Below are 16,878 nucleotides of genomic sequence, written 5' to 3' on the forward strand. Positions count from 1 at the left end.
TCAGGTTTACAAAAAAGATCGCTTTGACCAATACTGCAAGCGCTTCTAAAAAAGAGGTGTTCCCAATGTCATTGGGAACACCTCTTTTTGCCGTTATAGTGGAACCTGTGCATTTACTTTTTCGAGGTAATCCAGTATGCCCATTGCGGACACAATGGTATCGAATGGGATGGTTTGATAGACAGGATGATCGGACGGAATGTCGTTTTCCTGTAGATAGTTGAATAAAAGTTCCTTTAAGCGAGCATCTAAGTAGTGAACTTGTTCTTGGAACTGGCTGGATGCTGCTTGCGCTTTTCTACCTTCTTCTAAAAAGAGCGGTGTCCAATAGCGCACCTGACGATAGGCTTCAGCTGGATTTTTATAAGCCCCATAGTGACCGAAGTATAATTCACTTGCTTGTAGCTTTTCGTACAATTTTAAGGATTGTTCCATTGTTTCAGGGTTGTATTGATTTGGAGAGGTGGACGGAATGATTAAATCAATTGCTTCCTCATCCATTTCGGGATAGCGAACACCTGTGGTATCTCCTACAAACAAGCCGTTTGTAGCGGAATAAAGCATTGAAACATGATGCTTAGCATGTCCCTCAGTATGATAAAACGTTAATTGATGTTGACCTAATTGTAAACGCTGTTCGTGATGAACTTCTATAATTTTTGCAGCGTCAATGGGCACAATTGGATCAAAAAGGCGGTCAAATTCAGCGCCATAAACTCCTTTAGCACTGCGGATAAGACGACTTGGATCAATCATGTGGGCTGCGCCTCGTGGATGAACCACTAATTTAGCATTGGGACAGCTTTGCAAAAATAACCCTGCTCCGCCTGCATGGTCTAAATGAATATGTGTCACGATGACATAGTCTATATCCTCTACTGCAATATTTAATTTCTGTAACCCTTCCATAATATAAGGTACGGATGGACTGGCCGAAGTTTCGATGAGAGCAATCTTTTCATCGATTAATAGATAGGAGCTTGTTCGCTGCTCTCGACCTAAATCATGTGTATCGATACAGTAGAAATTTGGTGCAATTTGTTGGACGCTAGTCAATTCAATTTCCCCCTTTTATTTCAAAAATAAGCTATTTCTGCTTATAAATGCAATATTTAGCTACAAAAAGTAGTTGTTATACTATATAATAATAGAAAATTTAACTGAATGTCTATTCATTTTTTAAGGGGGATAGTAATGGAGCATAAACTTCGTTATGATACACGAAAAGTTCATCGTGTCAATTTGGCTATTATCTCAATTTTGGCCATTCTAATATGCGGACCTATGATTCTATCAAAGGGCATCCATTTTTTATTGATCGGGCTAGCTGTCATTGCGTTAGCGGTATGTAATTATTTTTTACCTATAAAAACGTATGTCAAAGGCTTTATTTTTGGCCTCATTCCATCAAGTGTTGTGTTTACCTTATTTTTGCTTGATAGCTTCTCATTAAATAAACATTATATTTTACTGTGCACAGTGGCCATTATTGCCCTGTATTTTAAAAAAGAATTGATTGTTTTCTTTGGGATTCTAACCAATTTTAGTTTTTTCATTTTATATATGGTCAACTCGTCATCATTGTTAGGCCCATTTGATGATACCATTGTCTTTGTGACACTTCTGGCAATTATGAATGGGGTCATTATTGCTTTTTATTTGCTGGCAAAATGGGGGAATGAACTGATTCAACATGCAGAAATCCAGCAAAATGAAGTGCGTGCATCCTTCAATCAACTACAAAATACATTTCAGGAAATTGAAAAGAGCAGTCAGGCATTGGACAAGCATGTCACGCAATTCCAACAAACAATGCAAAGGATTTCTGGCTCTAGTAAGCAAATTTTAGTAGCGACAGAGGATATTTCTGCAAGTATTCAGCAGGAGGCATCCAGTTTGCAAATGATTCACGGCACAATGGGCGACTCGGTTCATTTTGTCAATAAAACATTGACGATTTCGAAGGATACGGTCGCTAAATCTACTGAGCTACAACAAGAAGTATTAGCAGGATGGGATAAAATGCAGGATGCCATGACTCAAATGAGCGTCATGAGTTATGCGATGGGCTCAACAGTGGAAACTGTCAAAGAGCTTCAATACAGCCTACAAACGGTGGATAGTCTATTAAAGGGGATTACCCATATTGCAGAACAGACTAATTTATTGGCCTTAAATGCCGCGATAGAAGCAGCTAGAGCGGGGGAACATGGAAAGGGATTTGCCATTGTAGCAGATGAGGTGCGTAAGCTAGCAGAGGAAAGCGCTGCAATTACTGTCAGCATTACCAATGTGACAAAAACCTTGTTTGAAAAATCAACAGAGGCTCATCAACGTTCTGATGACGGTGAAAAGGCACTCCAGCATGGTGAACAGCTTTTACAGGATGTCAGTCATTTCTTTAATAATTTAAAGGATTCTTTTACAGAAACGAATACAGATTTAACAAGAGGGATGCAGGAATTAAGTAGTGCCATCTCACAATTTGAGGTAATCCAAATGCAAATTGAAAAACTGAATCACATGACGGAGCAAAATGCAGCTTCTACTGGTGCTATTCTACATTCAGTGGAGGATGAAAATCAGCTTCTCGTAAGCATGACAGACACCACGAACCACATTCAGGCTTTAAGTAACACGTTAAAGGCATTAGTGATGGCAAAGGTATAATAGAACCATTGATATTGAAATAAATGGTAGGGTAAAATAAGAGTAGGATTAACCTTCCTAGATGGAGGGTATAAAGATAGTATTCATTTACATTGTTTTATCCATATCTGGTTATGGTGATTGTTTTTGAGTTTGTATGAGCCTCAGCACAATAACTTAATATGCATTTTTAGTGGGGTATGCTATGGTGATTGTCACCATTTATATAATAGCTGTAGATACATTCAGACCATAAATCTGTTGTATGACTTGAAAAGGAGGAGGGATTCCATGAACATTCGTAGTGTACAGAGTTCAGATTACTATACTTTATCTCCATTGATTAATGAGTGGTGGGGTGGTAGGAATATGTCAGATAAGCTGCCTAAATTATTTTTTGATCACTTTACAAATACAAGCCTAATTATGGAGAAGGATGGCGAGATTATCGGCTTCCTCATTGGCTTTTTATCGCAGTCTAAAACAAATGAAGCGTTCATCCATTTTGTTGGGGTCCATCCTGATTATAGAAAACAGAATATTGCAAAAAGATTATATGATGTATTCTTTCATGTGGTGAAGCAATACCATCGAAATATTGTGAAATGTGTCACGTCGCCTATTAATGAAGTATCCATCGCCTTCCATACGAATCTGGGTTTTAGAATGGAAAAAGGTGACAAGGTGATAGATAATATGTCCATTCATAGTAATTATGGTGGTGAAAATCAAGATCGTGTGTTGTTTTATAAAATTCTACCGTAATTTACTTTCGATAGTTGGCATATAGTCCCGAATAAGGGGGCTATACATGTTTATTAAAAGGTTGTTTACGTTATGGTTTCTACTTTTAAGCATTGTTTGTGGTGCATTTTTCTTTTTGGCAAATGCACCTATTCAATATGCTGAAAAAACCAATGTTTCTATGTCACAGCCTAGTAATGATGAATTATTGCGTTATATTCAGCAATATCAATTTTTAATTAGTGAGATTTCTTATACATTGCGCAAAGAATCCTATAGCTTTCTGTTAGATTACGGAATTTCACCTAATGGAAAAATAGAGCTCCTTGTGTCATTACCCGACAAGGTCGATCACAAGACAAAGCAACACATAGAGGAAACAATGCTGGACGTTATCAAAGCTAATGAATTAAACCCCATCTCTTTTCAAATAACGTTAAAGCAACTCTATGAGCCAGCAGAAGCGATCTCAACTCGGCTCAGTTATAATGATGTCATGGCCAATCTATTTGAGAAGATGTTTGCCCAAGATTTCGGGACTTTCAGCATTGACCATAGTATGACGTCTGAAGGAATTCAAGTAAGCATTAATTTAACAGAAGAAAAAAATCACAAGGCTAAAAAGAAGGCTCAACAGTTAGCGGAAGATATGATAAAGCAGCATCAATTTGATGTAGAAAACTTTTCTATTGATGTTCAAAATAAGATTATAATTTTAGATTAGAAAATTATCACGAATTTTGTTTGGTATGAATTCAGTTAAATGAAGAGGGGAATACATACTCTACATGTGACAATTTCTGTAGCTTAGGGTGTATGTCTAGGTATGGTGGTCATTTTCAAAGGATGTGCAGTGTAAGGGTTTTGTATTTCTAAAAACGGAGCAGACCATGATGGTAATGCTCTTTTTTTATTCATAATCTCAATAACCATCAAAAAGCATAGGGGTAAAAAGAAATGAATAAAACAACACGTAAAATAGCAATCATTACGGGTGCAAGCCACCCTCAAGATATTGGAACAGCTATTTGTAGAAGAATGGCTACGGACGGTGTCAATGTTTTTTTCACACACTGGCATGCTGATCGTAAGTGGATAGGAGAATTCAAACAGGAAATTTTGAGTATGGGTGTTTCATGTGAAGAAATGTCAATTGATTTATCAGATTCTCAAGCTCCAAAAAGGATACTCCAAACGGTTTTCGAAAAACTAGGTGTACCTTCCATTTTAGTGAATAATGCTGCCCATTCAGCACAAGATGGTTATCTAGCGTTAGATGCTCAAACATTAGACGAGCATTACGCGGTGAATATGAGATCAACCTTACTACTTTGTGTGGAATTTGCACGTCTTTTTGAAAAAGCTAATTTAAATTCAGGAAGAATCATTAATATGACATCTGGTCAAGATTTAGGTCCTATGATGGGAGAGCTAGCCTATGTGGCAACGAAAGGGGCAATTTCAGCCTTTACTAGATCATTAGCACAGGAGCTAGCACCGCTGGGTATTACCGTCAATGCTGTCAATCCAGGGCCAACAGATTCTACATGGATGAATGATGAGATTAGAAGCTATCTATTACCTAAATTTCCAATGGGGCGGATTGGGACACCAGTGGATGTGGCCAAGGTGATTAGCTTTCTTGCTAGCGAGGAGGCTACATGGATAACTGGACAAATAATCCACTCAGAGGGCGGGTTTCTACGAGGATAATTCTTCTAAGCCTTGCTACAGTTGTGGCAAGGTTTTTCTACGTGCTTATAAGTACCTAAAAAAGGGTCATTCCCGAAATTGGAAATGACCAAGGTTTGTTAGGTGTGTTCGTTGGAGGAAAAAATCTTAAAGAACAGATACACTACTATTTTATTCGATTAGTATAATAATTTCTAGGCTTTGAACCAGTGACAGCGTTTCTTCCTAAGGGCTTTATTTTTTCCCCACATCAACACTTTTATCTTCCGCCTACTTATGTATAGTAAGGCAAAAAGGTTGCTGTAGACCCACTCGATATTGGGTTGTTATGATGATAAGGTACGTAAGTGGGAGGTAAGTAAATTGGAAGCAGAAAGATATAATAATCTTAAATTAGGTGAACGTGGTGCCATTATCAGTATTATTGCCTATATAATTTTATCTATCATAAAAGTTGGCATTGGTTATATGAGTGGTTCAGAAGCTTTAAAAGCGGATGGGTTGAATAATACGACAGATATTATTGCCTCTATTGCAGTACTTATTGGACTAAAGCTTTCACAAAAACCAGCAGATCATGATCATCGCTATGGTCATTGGAAAAGTGAAACCATTGCATCGATGGTCGCATCATTTATTATGATGGCCGTTGGTATTCAAGTATTGGTCGGTGGTTTTTCTTCCATTTTTCAAGGCGGTAAAGAATCGCCGGATATGGTCGCAGCCTATGTAGGGGTAGGATCAGCATTGGTGATGTATTTTGTCTATCGTTTCAACAAACAATTGGCTGGAAAAATCAATAGTAAGGCCATTATGGCTGCAGCTAAAGATAACTTGTCAGACGCTTGGGTAAGTATTGGAACCGCTGTAGGAATTTTAGGGTCACAACTACATATGCCTTGGTTAGATACGATAACTGCAATTGTGGTAGGTTTCATTATTTGTAAAACAGCTTGGGAGATTTTTAAGGAAGCTTCTCATGAACTATCAGATGGATTTGATGAGAAAATTCTGCAAACATACAAAGAGATTATTTTAAAAATAGATGGCGTTAAAGGATTGAAAGAAATCAGAGGAAGAAATTATGGGAATAATGAGGTAATTGATGTCGTTATACTTGTAGATGCAAAGTTAAATATCACGAAAGCACATGATGTTGCTTCGGTTGTTGAGAAAAATATGGTGGAAGAGCAAGGGGTTTACGAAGTGCATGTCCATGTGGAGCCTAAGGATGCATAGGGCAATTAAGTCCTTAAATGTAATATTCAGCTTCAAAAACTATATGGATTAATGAGGTAAGGAATGTCGCTATTGAAATACAAAAACAATTGTCTCTAGCTACTTAATGGCGGTGAAATGACTAATTTTAACCTTTAAAAATGGTGGTACGTGCAGGTTTTAGCCTTCATTGATAAAAAAATTCACTTTACACTGGACTAATACGATTTTTTATCATATACTGTATGTAATAGAATCTTTCTTAAAGAAATAATAAATTCACATATTACAAAGAGTAATCGTGTTTTGTTAGTTACTTTTTGTAATATGTGAATTTTTTTCTTTGGAAGTAGTATGATTTTATTTAATAACATTATTGGAGGTCATTTAAATGACACAAGGTACAGTAAAATGGTTTAACGCAGAAAAAGGTTTCGGTTTCATCGAAGTAGAAGGCGGACAAGACGTATTCGCTCACTTCTCAGCTATCCAAGGTGAAGGTTTCAAATCACTTGAAGAAGGTCAAAAAGTTGAATTCACAGTTGAAGAAGGTCAACGTGGACCACAAGCTGCTAACATCGTTAAACTTTAATTTTTAAATGAAGAAAAACATTCTTAAATAGAGTGGTTTCAGTAGACAAAGTCGATTTTTTCGACTTTGTCTTTATTTTTTCTCATTACATATCAAAATACATTTGTTACTTGCTTATTCTCGATGAAAGAAGTGAGGATAAGAGGTTTTACCAAGAAGAATGTAAAAGCAACACGAGGGAGTTTGTTCAGTATGATCTGTTTACAAATCAAAACTACCTAAAATCATAAAATCTACAATCACGCCACTTACTGGATTTTCCGATCCTAATACATTAATTCCTAATACTGTCACACCACTAATATTTGTAATATTAGCAGAGACATATTTTCCACTAATATTCTTCTCTCTCATTTGAACCCTCGGTCTTAAGTTTATTGTTGAATTTGTCGAGTATACACTTGCCACTGCATAGTCAAGAGTAGATAAGAGAGGACTGCCATTCACTAATGCATTGTCTGTAAAGTAGAATGTTGCTATTCCATTTGCATCTGAGCTAGCTTGTCCATAAACAATGCGCTTTACTTTTTTGGGATTTGCATCTCCAGCTTTAAACACCTGCATGACTGTTGGGGCAAGTGTAATAAAATCAATGCTCATAGACATTCTCCTTCGTTATTTTTAGCCAAAATTATGCTTGATATATTCTATGAACTGCTTGTTAGATTAGTACACTATGTAAGCTACAAACTTTACATATGCAAGCTTCTACATATATTCTTCTATGCTACAAAGTAAGTAGTAAAAAAGGGTCACCAGGGTGGAAGACGACCCTTTGATCATAGCATGAATATTTGAGGATAATAGAAGGTAATTATTAATGATATAAGAAAGTAGCGCCAGCAATAATTAAAAGAATAAAGAGGACAACAATTAGAGCGAATGATAAATTATCATGCTTGCCATAGTTTGAACCGTAAACTTCATATCCCATATGAAAGTCCCTCCTTTCGAAAATCTAGAATATGTAAAGTATAGAAAGCTTCAGGCAAAATAATCTCCTTTAAAACGAAGTTTATATAAATATTTAAGGGTCACTCGGCTGAAAGTGACCCTAAGTAACAATTCGGGAGGTACATGTTAAACTAGATTAGCTTAACACTACTATTTATATGAAAAGTTAACTCATTGTGCATAGTTTATTGCCTTTAAAATAAAAATAAGACTATGACAACGCCACAGCCTATGAAAGTTTGTGCGATACACTTATTAATAGTTTGTGTAAATATAGGGATTTATACATTCAAAAAGCCGCAGCGTCGACAAACGCTACAGCTAAAAGTATTTTAGTTATTCATATCCTTCAGGCCAGGACTGTGTTCATTTGGCATCTCTGGCATAACAGGTACTGGGAATCCTTCTGGTGGAGGGGTCACATTTAATTCTCCACCATTTCTACTTGGAGTTTGTCCTTGAAAGATTTCCCCGATACGAGTTGGATCTAATCTAAAGTTAAATTGAGCATTGTGATAACCCATTTCAACAAACTTTCTACACTCTGGGTATTTGTTGATATCGTAGTTCGGTACAGGGAATAATTTTCCCCAATCTACCCCTAAAGTTTCTAATGCTTTGGCAAATGCATTTTGATGAGCATTGTCACGAACAATTAGAAAAGCAAGTGTTTCTCTAAATGTCTGATTAGAACTCATCTCATATATACGTGTCTTTTGAAGTACACCCGTTGACTCCAGTACTAAATTATCCAATAAATCTGCAATAAGGTTTCCATGTGCATAAACCCACGAACCATTCCAGGGATTACCTGCTGCATCTACAGGCAAAGATGATTGTGCACCCACAATATAATGGTGTGGATTGGCATGTTTAACTGCCTCATCTAAAGGTGCTTGGTCCATGCCGTTATTTCCAGGAGCAGAGGATTCCCCAGAATCATTTAGTAATTGGTTGATTGTATTTTGTACAAGTTCAACGTGTGCAATTTCTTCTAAGAAAACGCCACGTAATAAATCACGATATTGGGTTTCTTTGCCTCTAAAATTAGAGCTTTGAAAAAAGTACTGCATCATGGTTCTCATTTCACCATAATGACCACCAAGTATTTCTTGCATTACTCGTGCTGCTTGAGGATCTGGTTTGTCAGGTTTAATAATGTTTATCAATTCTTCTTTATAATAATACATTTACTTTCCTCAATTCGGGGGAATAGTCTTTATTTTTCAGGATAATTAACATGTAATGGTGGTGGTACAAGCCAGCCTTTATTTTTGTTTAAACGTAAAAGTTTTGCGCCAAGCTGAGCTTTAGCCATATGGAATTGCCCATACATTAATGCGATGTCTTCACGAGTAGAAGTACCCATTGCCTGACTACATGCAACTAATCCAGCTGCAACGTCAGCAGTAAGGGCAGCGCTTATTTCTGGATCATTAAACTTTGCACCTGGAGGAATATCTTCCAGTCTTGCTACAGGTCTCTCAGGTGATGCAGGAGGTAGTGCGATCCCGTTTGTTTTTAGAATTTTTTCTAATTGCTTTACTTCTTCCCTGCATGTTTCGATGATATCTTCAATAATTTTTTTAAGATCTTCATCACCAGCATGATTATAAAACGTTTGATAGCCAGAAATCATGCCATAGTCTGCAATTAAACCCGACCAAACACTAAATACCTCACCATAATGCAACGGTTCATCTTTTGGATTTCCACCAAGAATACCCATCTGTACACATCCTTTTCTTATTTTTCGCCATTAAAGCCATGTTAGTATGGCTGAAAAAATAAGTAAAATTCACTTTTAATAAAATTATTAATGTAAAAATTAAAAGAAGCCACAGAGAAAGAAATCTCTGCAGCTCTTTAAGTAGTGAAACACTACGCACTTATAGAATGGGTGTTTTCTGTTTAGTTATACGTTTAATGTAGCTTTGAAAAAGTGAAAAGTATAGATTTTCTTTAGGAAGGCCACTTTAAAGCATATTGGAGGTGAGTGTTTTGACAAAAGAAAAGCAAAAGAATGAAGTAGAGCAAGAAGAAATAGCAATGGAATTTAATCCTGAAGAATTAGAAGCAGTAAAAGAGGAACAAGAGCAACAGAAAGAACAGCCCTTCAATAAAAAAGAAAAGAAGTAAGAAGGTAAGTATGCGTATGCCATCATCAATAGTTGTGGCATTTTCATATAGTTAATGCTTGAACCTCCAATGACTTAATTGAAAGAAGATGATTTAAAATGGACAAGAATTTGAATTACGGGGACGATTATAAATTTATCCCAGCAACTTCTGTTGGAAGCGGTGTAGGTATAGACATATTACCTGATTTATATCAATACACGATTCAAATTGTAAATATTGTACTTTATGGTGAACCGCAGATGAAAGATTTTGTGCTAATAGATGCGGGGATGCCCAAAAGTGCGGATGAGATCATTTCAGTTGTTGAAGAACGTTATGGTTCTAAGTCTCGACCGAAGGCAATCATACTGACTCACGGTCATTTTGATCATGTCGGAGGACTCATAGAATTAATAGAGCGGTGGGATGTTCCTGTCTATGCGCATACATTGGAAATACCCTTTTTATCTGGAAAACAAAATTATCCCGAGCCTGATCCAACGGTAAATAACGGCTTGGTTGCTAAAATGTCACCTATTTTTCCAAATGAAGCTATAAATTTAGGTGGTAACCTCAAAGTTTTACCTTCTGATGGTAGTGTTCCATTTATGGCAGGTTTCAGATGGATTCATACGCCTGGCCATTCACCAGGGCATATATCTTTATTCCGTGAGAAGGATAAGGTGCTTATTGCTGGGGATGCATTTGTTACGGTCAAACAAGAATCTCTTTATAAGGTGATTACGCAGACAAAAGAAATCAGTGGTCCCCCTCAATATTTTACAACAGATTGGCTGGCTGCTCGAGCATCTATCGAAAAATTAGCAATACTAAAACCTTCAGTTGCCATCACAGGGCACGGATTACCAATGAAGGGCGAAGAACTGACAAGCAACCTAAAAAAACTTGTCGATGATTTTGAACAAATCGCACTACCCAAGCAGGGTAAATATTTAAATTAACCACGTAAGGAAAAAACAAAGAAAAAGCCGCAGCGTCGTCACACGCTACAGCCATTGTCTTGCCAATTTAGTCAGATGATTCATTATATCATAAATTATCAGATTGCAACTGTAGAATGAACATATTTGAATGACAAGACACAATGAATGGCAAGTTGTTAATAGGAGCCTGTTTTGATAATAGCTATCAAAACAGGCTCCTTCTTTGTATTTGAATGTCATAGATCGTTTCATGGTATAAAATTTCCTTTTTAAAAAAAGTGGTTGAACAAATTTTTTATTTGTGTATATAATGTTTATATAGTATATATACAATATAACGAATTTGTGGAGGGAATTGTTTAAGTGATAGGCACTGAAAAAGCGGATGAAAGTAATCTGTTAAAACGATGGATCATTACTATTGGTATATTTTTAATTGTTCAATTGATCTTTATCGCGGTCGATGGCACTAATCTGGAGCCGAACATGAACGATAGTAATAATTTAGTTGCCAGAATGGGAAGATGGATTTTGGATTCGAGGCTTTTCACCGAATGGATAACGCCTTATTCCTTTCCTTTTTTTAATATGTTCATCACAATCCATGTTATTGCTATACTGATTGCAGCACTAGGGAATATTGTTTCAACGATATTCTCAAAAAAATAAAGAAGAGGGATTGGCATGCAAATAATTATTTCGAACAGTTCAAAGGAGCCAATTTATGAACAAATTACGAATCAAATTAAATCACTTATTTTAGCAGGTGAACTACAGGAGGGTACAGCTATACCTTCCATGCGTAACCTCGCAAAGGATTTACAAATTAGTGTAATAACGACAAAACGGGCTTATGAAGAATTGGAGAAGGCGGGCTTTATCTATTCCATTGTTGGTAAAGGATCTTTTGTAGCGGAGCAAAATTTGGAGGTTATACGGGAAAAGAAGCTGAAGGTTATTGAGGAACAACTGAGTGCGGTCATTGCGAATAGCAGAGAAATAGGCCTGTCACTTGATGAGCTAAAGGAATTATTGAAGATTTTATACGAGGAGTGAAAGGGATGGAAAATGTAGTTGAATTAAAGAATGTCACAAAGAGGTTCAAGGGCTTTTCCGTAAATCATATAAATTTACAGGTAAAGCGAGGCTTTGTAACGGGTTTCATTGGAGCAAATGGAGCTGGTAAGTCTACAACGATAAAAACGATGATGAATCTATTAAGGCCAGATGCTGGAGAAGTAAAGCTTTTCGGATTAGACTACAAGACGCATGAGAAGGAGATTAAGCAGCGCATTGGGTTTGTATACGATGGCAATATATTTTTTGAAGGGTTGAACTTAAAAGATATAAAACGTATAGTTGCACCTGCTTACAAACGCTGGGACGATACAATATTTTATCAATATGTAGAACAATTCGAATTACCACTTAACAAAGCAATAAAAACATTTTCTAAAGGGATGCAAATGAAGGCTTCATTAGCAATAGCCCTCTCACATCATGCAGAGCTAATCATTATGGATGAGCCGACAGCAGGATTAGATCCCATTTTTAGACGGGAGCTGTTAGATCTATTACAGGAATTAATGGTTGATGGCAATCGCACTATTTTCTTTTCTACGCACATTACAACTGATTTAGATCGTATCGCAGATTACATAGCTTTTATACAGAAAGGGGAATTAGTATTTAATCAATCTATACACGATGTAGCTGAAAACTATGCGCTCGTTAAAGGTGAGTTGAATCTACTTGATAGAGACACTGAAAAAGCATTTGTCCATGTTCATCGTGCATCCACAGGATTTGAAGCATTAACGGATAATATTAAAGCAGCGAAAAATATTTTTGGAGACACAGTTATGATTGAACGTGCCTCTCTGGAAGATATCATGTATTACTTTAAAGGAGGCATCCATCATGCTTAATTTAATTAAACGCGATGTCATACTACAGAAAAGGCAGCTATTACTTTTTATTCCTTTTATCTTAGTTTTTATTTTGTTGGGGGCACCACCCGTTTTAATTTTTCTGGTCGCCAGTATTTTTATTCCCTTTAACACATATGCATACGATGAAAAAGTTGAGACGAATATATTATTAAACTCCTTGCCATACACACGTACAGAAATTATCGCATCCCGCTATCTTGGAGCGATTGTCTATATGATTTTATCCATAGGTGTTACAAGTCTAGCGCTGCTAGCTTTCAATAAACATTTTACGGTATCTGACATTGCCATTGGTAGTGGCTTATTCTTACTATTTGCTGCGCTTACCTTCCCATTATTTCAGATATTTAAACAGGGTTATATTACAACGGTTATACTTATTAGCTTTATCCTCTTAACTTGGATTTCAAGACCGATTGCATTGTATATGAATGAACACTTAACAACAATTATTGATTTTGTTGATAATACATCCGTTACGGTTTTATATACAGGGGCGACGTTTTTTATTATGCTAATCTATATTATTTCTTGGGGAATTACACATATTATTTACCAACGAAAAGCCTTCTGATTGTGTGCTTTTGTTTACTTCTAGAAGATTACTCAAGGAAAGTGGACAATTTTAGAATGGTGCCCACTTGATAAAATATCATTTGGAACTAAATGTAAAATGGATTTAAATGTCTTTATGCAAAAATGAATGAAGTAAAAAGGTTATGTTGCTTAATATAAGGGAAAGAATGAAAGCCTCCATATGCCTACAAATCGACATATTTAGGCATGTTTACTTAGTATTTCGAAAGTTGTTTTATAGTAATATTTGGTATATAGTCTGTAGGAGGTTTTATATGCCTGATTTATTACTCGTTCTTTTTTTATTTAACTTTTCTTTATTTCTTTTGCACGAAATGGATGCAATAAGATGCTCTGAGTGGCGATTGTTTATAATACTTAAAGATATGGAAGATTCAAAGGCTTATAAAGTATTCACTTTTATTCACCTGTTTCTATACGTATTAATCCTTTCCTTACTTTTCAGTCACTATCAAACCATCATTTTTTGGGTCCTTGATCTATTCTTTATCATTCATGCAATCCTGCATTTATTTTTTGAAAGGCATCCTCGAAATGAATTTAAAAATAGCTTTTCAAGATCCATTATTTATCCATTGGGGGTCCTTTCTGTCATACATTTAGCATTATTAATTAATATTTCGATTTAATTGTATTGTAAAGGAAGTTTTCAGCTAGTAATTTGCAGAAAATTATTCCAATTTGTTGGTTTTCTGCTTATTATAAAGATGGAGGTGATTATCAGATGTATAGTAATACGGCAAATATGTTGAAGCAAACGAACAATCTTATCAATGCATTGAAAAAATTGAAGCAAAATCTATCTTTTGTGAAATTTTATATTAATAGCGATAGAATACTGGCTATCTATTTTTTAAGTAATGCGTATAGTGATTTTAATTTATTTAAAACAATTTATTTATCTGTAACACCTGGTGATCAAACGATTGATAAGTTTTTACAGGAGTATGAAAAATTCTTTGTAGAAGTGAATAAATACTTAGAGGTCTTTAATGATGATAGCGTTGTCGAGGATAGACTTCATAAGGAAGTTTTGTTTGCGATTAATGAATTAGAAAGATATTTGTTAAATCTGTTAGATGTGTATAGATAAAAAGTTAGACATTCCTTATTTCCGAGGGGTGTCTTTTATTTTAAAGAAGCTCCTTAGATAAAGCCTCTCTGGTTGTAGGGGTAAAATGTTAAGGGATGGGGGAAAAATATGATCAGAAAAATTGAAATGGGTTTGTTTGTAGTTGGAGTAGTAATGGCCATAATAGGTATGCCTTATTTATTGGGGTATTCAACGAATGAATGTTTAAAATATCCTCTCTATCTAGGATTAATATTAATAGTTGCCACTATCCCTGTAACAATACCCAAGAGTAAATAATCCATTGAGATATTAATACTTGGTGTCTTTTATAATTTTAGAGAAGGTAGAGATACACTTGTGATATTGATCCTCAAGAGTAGTAGTATTCATAAGTAACGAGTTATCTTGCTGATATATACTATAAAAATGATACTCAGATCTCCTGGCTCCTTCTATTTATAAGAAAGGAAAAAATTACCTATATAAAATAAGGTGAGACATTGGTAAGATTTGATAGGTAAAGTATTCGATGGAATTGGAATAGAAATAGAATGCTAATTAGTCATTACAAAACGTAAAAATGGTACATAGTTCTAAACTTAGGGACAATTAAAAAGCCAAAATAAACTATGAAGGAAAAACACGGCTGATAATTGAGAATAGACAAACAATTGTAGAGAAATTATCCGATCTTTTCTTAGTGCGTCCATAGCTTTTAGAGGTTTGTAGAAGGAAGGAAGTATAGTATGAAAAATCAATTGATACGATTAATCGCTATCGTTCTACTTGGTGTGTGTGTATATATTAATATGTACGAAATAGATGAATTAGGGTTGATGCAATTTTTTGCATATGTTGGCTTATTAGGTTTTACTTTTGCGGTGGGTATTCCCATTATCTTTATTAAAAACCAAATTAGTTTAGCCAAAAAATTTGGTTTGTTGTTTTTAAGCATGATCATCGCAGCAATCATTCCTTTTTTGGGATTTGGAAATTTAAAATATATCCTTGAAGAACATTTAATGACTAAAGAGATGAATAAAATTGTAAATCAATATAATGTAGAGTTGCAACCTGATGAGGTTTTTTTAACCTTTCAAAACCATCTTCTGGTTGGAAAAAGAGATGATTTGTTTGGAAGTTTAGACAAAACACTATTGATTTATAATGCCGCAGGGAAAGAAACGAAAAGAATAAAAATAACGGAATTAGCAAAAGCAGCCGTTCCTTATCTGCCCCTTACCGATAAAGAAAAGGAAACAACTTATTTTGATGGTATGAAGGCACAAGGAAATACATATGACCTTTGGAAAAAAATAGATGAAAACGACATACAACTATTTTTTAGATACGTTACAACGGAAGTTCCTGAGGATTATCAACCTGAACCAGATATGCCAGCCGATGCAAAGGACATAAAGTTCCATTATGATATCACCTATTCACCGGCTTTAGATGAGAACGGGGAATTTGTTTTTAGTTCGGATACTTTCCATTTATATAAAAGCAACGAGTCAATTCGAGTTAGCTACAAAGCTTCGGGCATTGAAGCGATTGTTGCTCCAAATACTGCAGTGTTAGTGAACGAAATCAAGTAAAGATTACATACATTGCTAACAAAAGTACAACATGAAGCCAGTAGCGTGTTAGCGGCAAATCCAAAAACGGTATTAGGATGAATATACTAAGTAACAACAAAGCCTAGGTACTCAAATTAATGTTGAGCCTGGGCATTTTTTACGTGATTTATTTATCTAACGAACGTGTTATTTTTCGAAATTTCAAATAAATGAATGACCACACCCTAATAAAGTGGTAAAGTATAGAAAAAGTGAATGGAGAATTATGTAATGGAAAAACTGAAGAAGGTTGAATTAAAACATTTTTCAAGTGAATATATGCAAGGACTGAACGCTTTTGTACTTACTGAAGAGCAAAAACAATTTTCTGCACTACCGAGTAATTTTGAGGAAATTAATGAAGGACAGCATCGCATTGTAATTCTAAGTGAAAATACACCTGTTGGTTTCTTTCTCCTAAATGCAAATGAACGAGTTAAGAAATATTCTACGAATAGAAATGCGATGCTATTATCTGCATTATCAATTAATCATACAGAACAAGGGAAGGGCTATGCAAAACAAGGAATGACATTACTAGTTGAGTTTGTTAAAGCAGAATTTCCTAATTGTGATGAAATTGTTTTAGTTGTAGACAAAGATAATATACCAGCACAGAAACTATATGTAAAGGTAGGGTTTGAAGATACGAATGAAAGGCTAATAGGACGTATCGGCGAAGAGATAATCATGAGGCAATTCATAAAATAAAGTTAGACCA

At 35.5% G+C, this 16,878-nt stretch carries 22 protein-coding genes; 17 read left to right on the plus strand and 5 right to left on the minus strand.

All coding sequences use genetic code 11. The features are described from left to right. Positions 1–93: 93 nt before the first annotated feature. Positions 94–1,056, minus strand: a complete 963-nt coding sequence (locus QH639_RS15620) for an MBL fold metallo-hydrolase (RefSeq protein WP_237898101.1) — start codon at positions 1,054–1,056, stop codon at positions 94–96. Between the two features lie 138 nt (positions 1,057–1,194). Here QH639_RS15620 and QH639_RS15625 point away from each other — a divergent pair, with 138 nt between their 5' ends. From QH639_RS15625 to QH639_RS15650, 6 genes are all read left to right on the plus strand, one after another. Further along, entirely contained in the window at positions 1,195–2,670 is a 1,476-nt protein-coding gene (locus tag QH639_RS15625) for a methyl-accepting chemotaxis protein (protein ID WP_131520094.1), read from the plus strand. 270 nt (positions 2,671–2,940) lie between these two features. Next, positions 2,941–3,414, plus strand: a complete 474-nt coding sequence (locus tag QH639_RS15630) for a GNAT family N-acetyltransferase (RefSeq protein ID WP_131520095.1) — start codon at positions 2,941–2,943, stop codon at positions 3,412–3,414. A 46-nt stretch (positions 3,415–3,460) separates the two neighbouring features. After that, a complete protein-coding gene (locus tag QH639_RS15635) occupies positions 3,461–4,117 on the plus strand; it encodes a hypothetical protein (protein ID WP_131520096.1) in 657 nt (218 codons plus the stop codon). A gap of 233 nt (positions 4,118–4,350) precedes the next feature. Then, positions 4,351–5,106 (plus strand): SDR family oxidoreductase, encoded by a 756-nt coding sequence (locus QH639_RS15640; protein ID WP_237898100.1) that lies wholly within the window; start codon positions 4,351–4,353, stop codon positions 5,104–5,106. Between the two features lie 342 nt (positions 5,107–5,448). Further along, complete coding sequence (locus QH639_RS15645) at positions 5,449–6,324, plus strand: cation diffusion facilitator family transporter (protein WP_131520098.1); 876 nt, start codon at positions 5,449–5,451, stop codon at positions 6,322–6,324. A gap of 370 nt (positions 6,325–6,694) precedes the next feature. Further along, entirely contained in the window at positions 6,695–6,895 is a 201-nt protein-coding gene (locus QH639_RS15650) for a cold-shock protein (protein WP_004225195.1), read from the plus strand. A 201-nt stretch (positions 6,896–7,096) separates the two neighbouring features. On the opposite strand, the gene QH639_RS15655 is transcribed toward QH639_RS15650, so the two are convergent. The 4 genes from QH639_RS15655 to QH639_RS15670 form a co-directional block, all read right to left on the minus strand. After that, a complete protein-coding gene (locus QH639_RS15655; protein ID WP_131520099.1) occupies positions 7,097–7,495 on the minus strand; it encodes a hypothetical protein in 399 nt (132 codons plus the stop codon). A 217-nt stretch (positions 7,496–7,712) separates the two neighbouring features. Continuing rightward, positions 7,713–7,829 (minus strand): YjcZ family sporulation protein, encoded by a 117-nt coding sequence (locus tag QH639_RS15660; protein WP_004225198.1) that lies wholly within the window; start codon positions 7,827–7,829, stop codon positions 7,713–7,715. 352 nt (positions 7,830–8,181) lie between these two features. Continuing rightward, positions 8,182–9,039: a manganese catalase family protein gene (locus QH639_RS15665; RefSeq protein ID WP_048392622.1), complete on the minus strand. Its 858-nt coding sequence runs from the start codon at positions 9,037–9,039 to the stop codon at positions 8,182–8,184. Between the two features lie 29 nt (positions 9,040–9,068). Continuing rightward, positions 9,069–9,578, minus strand: coding sequence for a DUF3231 family protein (locus QH639_RS15670; RefSeq protein WP_237898099.1), 510 nt, complete (start codon positions 9,576–9,578; stop codon positions 9,069–9,071). A gap of 272 nt (positions 9,579–9,850) precedes the next feature. On the opposite strand from QH639_RS15670, the gene QH639_RS15675 reads away from it, so the two are divergent. The 11 genes from QH639_RS15675 to QH639_RS15725 all read left to right on the plus strand — a co-directional run bounded on the left by QH639_RS15675 (position 9,851) and on the right by QH639_RS15725 (position 16,868). After that, a complete protein-coding gene (locus tag QH639_RS15675) occupies positions 9,851–9,988 on the plus strand; it encodes a hypothetical protein (protein WP_155483390.1) in 138 nt (45 codons plus the stop codon). Positions 9,989–10,086: 98 nt separating this feature from the next. After that, positions 10,087–10,932 carry an MBL fold metallo-hydrolase gene (locus tag QH639_RS15680; RefSeq protein WP_066037309.1) on the plus strand — a complete coding sequence of 282 codons (846 nt, stop codon included), beginning with the start codon at positions 10,087–10,089 and terminating at the stop codon, positions 10,930–10,932. 345 nt (positions 10,933–11,277) lie between these two features. Beyond that, a complete protein-coding gene (locus tag QH639_RS15685) occupies positions 11,278–11,583 on the plus strand; it encodes a YfzA family protein (protein WP_237898098.1) in 306 nt (101 codons plus the stop codon). A 15-nt stretch (positions 11,584–11,598) separates the two neighbouring features. Further along, the gene (locus QH639_RS15690; protein WP_004225203.1) at positions 11,599–11,970 is read left to right on the plus strand and encodes a GntR family transcriptional regulator; all 372 of its coding nucleotides are present in this window, start codon (positions 11,599–11,601) and stop codon (positions 11,968–11,970) included. Between the two features lie 5 nt (positions 11,971–11,975). Beyond that, positions 11,976–12,842, plus strand: a complete 867-nt coding sequence (locus QH639_RS15695) for an ABC transporter ATP-binding protein (RefSeq protein WP_131520102.1) — start codon at positions 11,976–11,978, stop codon at positions 12,840–12,842. Then, complete coding sequence (locus QH639_RS15700; RefSeq protein WP_054550271.1) at positions 12,835–13,440, plus strand: ABC-2 transporter permease; 606 nt, start codon at positions 12,835–12,837, stop codon at positions 13,438–13,440. The genes QH639_RS15695 and QH639_RS15700 overlap by 8 nt, the downstream gene beginning before the upstream one ends. 277 nt (positions 13,441–13,717) lie before the next feature. Next, entirely contained in the window at positions 13,718–14,092 is a 375-nt protein-coding gene (locus QH639_RS15705) for a DUF6713 family protein (protein ID WP_281114801.1), read from the plus strand. A 95-nt stretch (positions 14,093–14,187) separates the two neighbouring features. Continuing rightward, positions 14,188–14,556: a hypothetical protein gene (locus QH639_RS15710; RefSeq protein WP_281114802.1), complete on the plus strand. Its 369-nt coding sequence runs from the start codon at positions 14,188–14,190 to the stop codon at positions 14,554–14,556. A gap of 108 nt (positions 14,557–14,664) precedes the next feature. After that, positions 14,665–14,835 carry a hypothetical protein gene (locus QH639_RS15715; RefSeq protein WP_193767319.1) on the plus strand — a complete coding sequence of 57 codons (171 nt, stop codon included), beginning with the start codon at positions 14,665–14,667 and terminating at the stop codon, positions 14,833–14,835. 449 nt (positions 14,836–15,284) lie between these two features. Continuing rightward, on the plus strand, positions 15,285–16,136 hold the full coding sequence (locus QH639_RS15720) for a hypothetical protein (protein WP_131520104.1): 852 nt from the start codon (positions 15,285–15,287) through the stop codon (positions 16,134–16,136). A 252-nt stretch (positions 16,137–16,388) separates the two neighbouring features. Next, on the plus strand, positions 16,389–16,868 hold the full coding sequence (locus tag QH639_RS15725; protein WP_054550269.1) for a GNAT family N-acetyltransferase: 480 nt from the start codon (positions 16,389–16,391) through the stop codon (positions 16,866–16,868). Positions 16,869–16,878 lie beyond the last annotated feature (10 nt).

The organism is Lysinibacillus sp. 1 U-2021 (genome assembly GCF_029916965.1).
Classification (GTDB): Bacteria; Bacillota; Bacilli; order Bacillales_A; family Planococcaceae; genus Lysinibacillus; species Lysinibacillus capsici.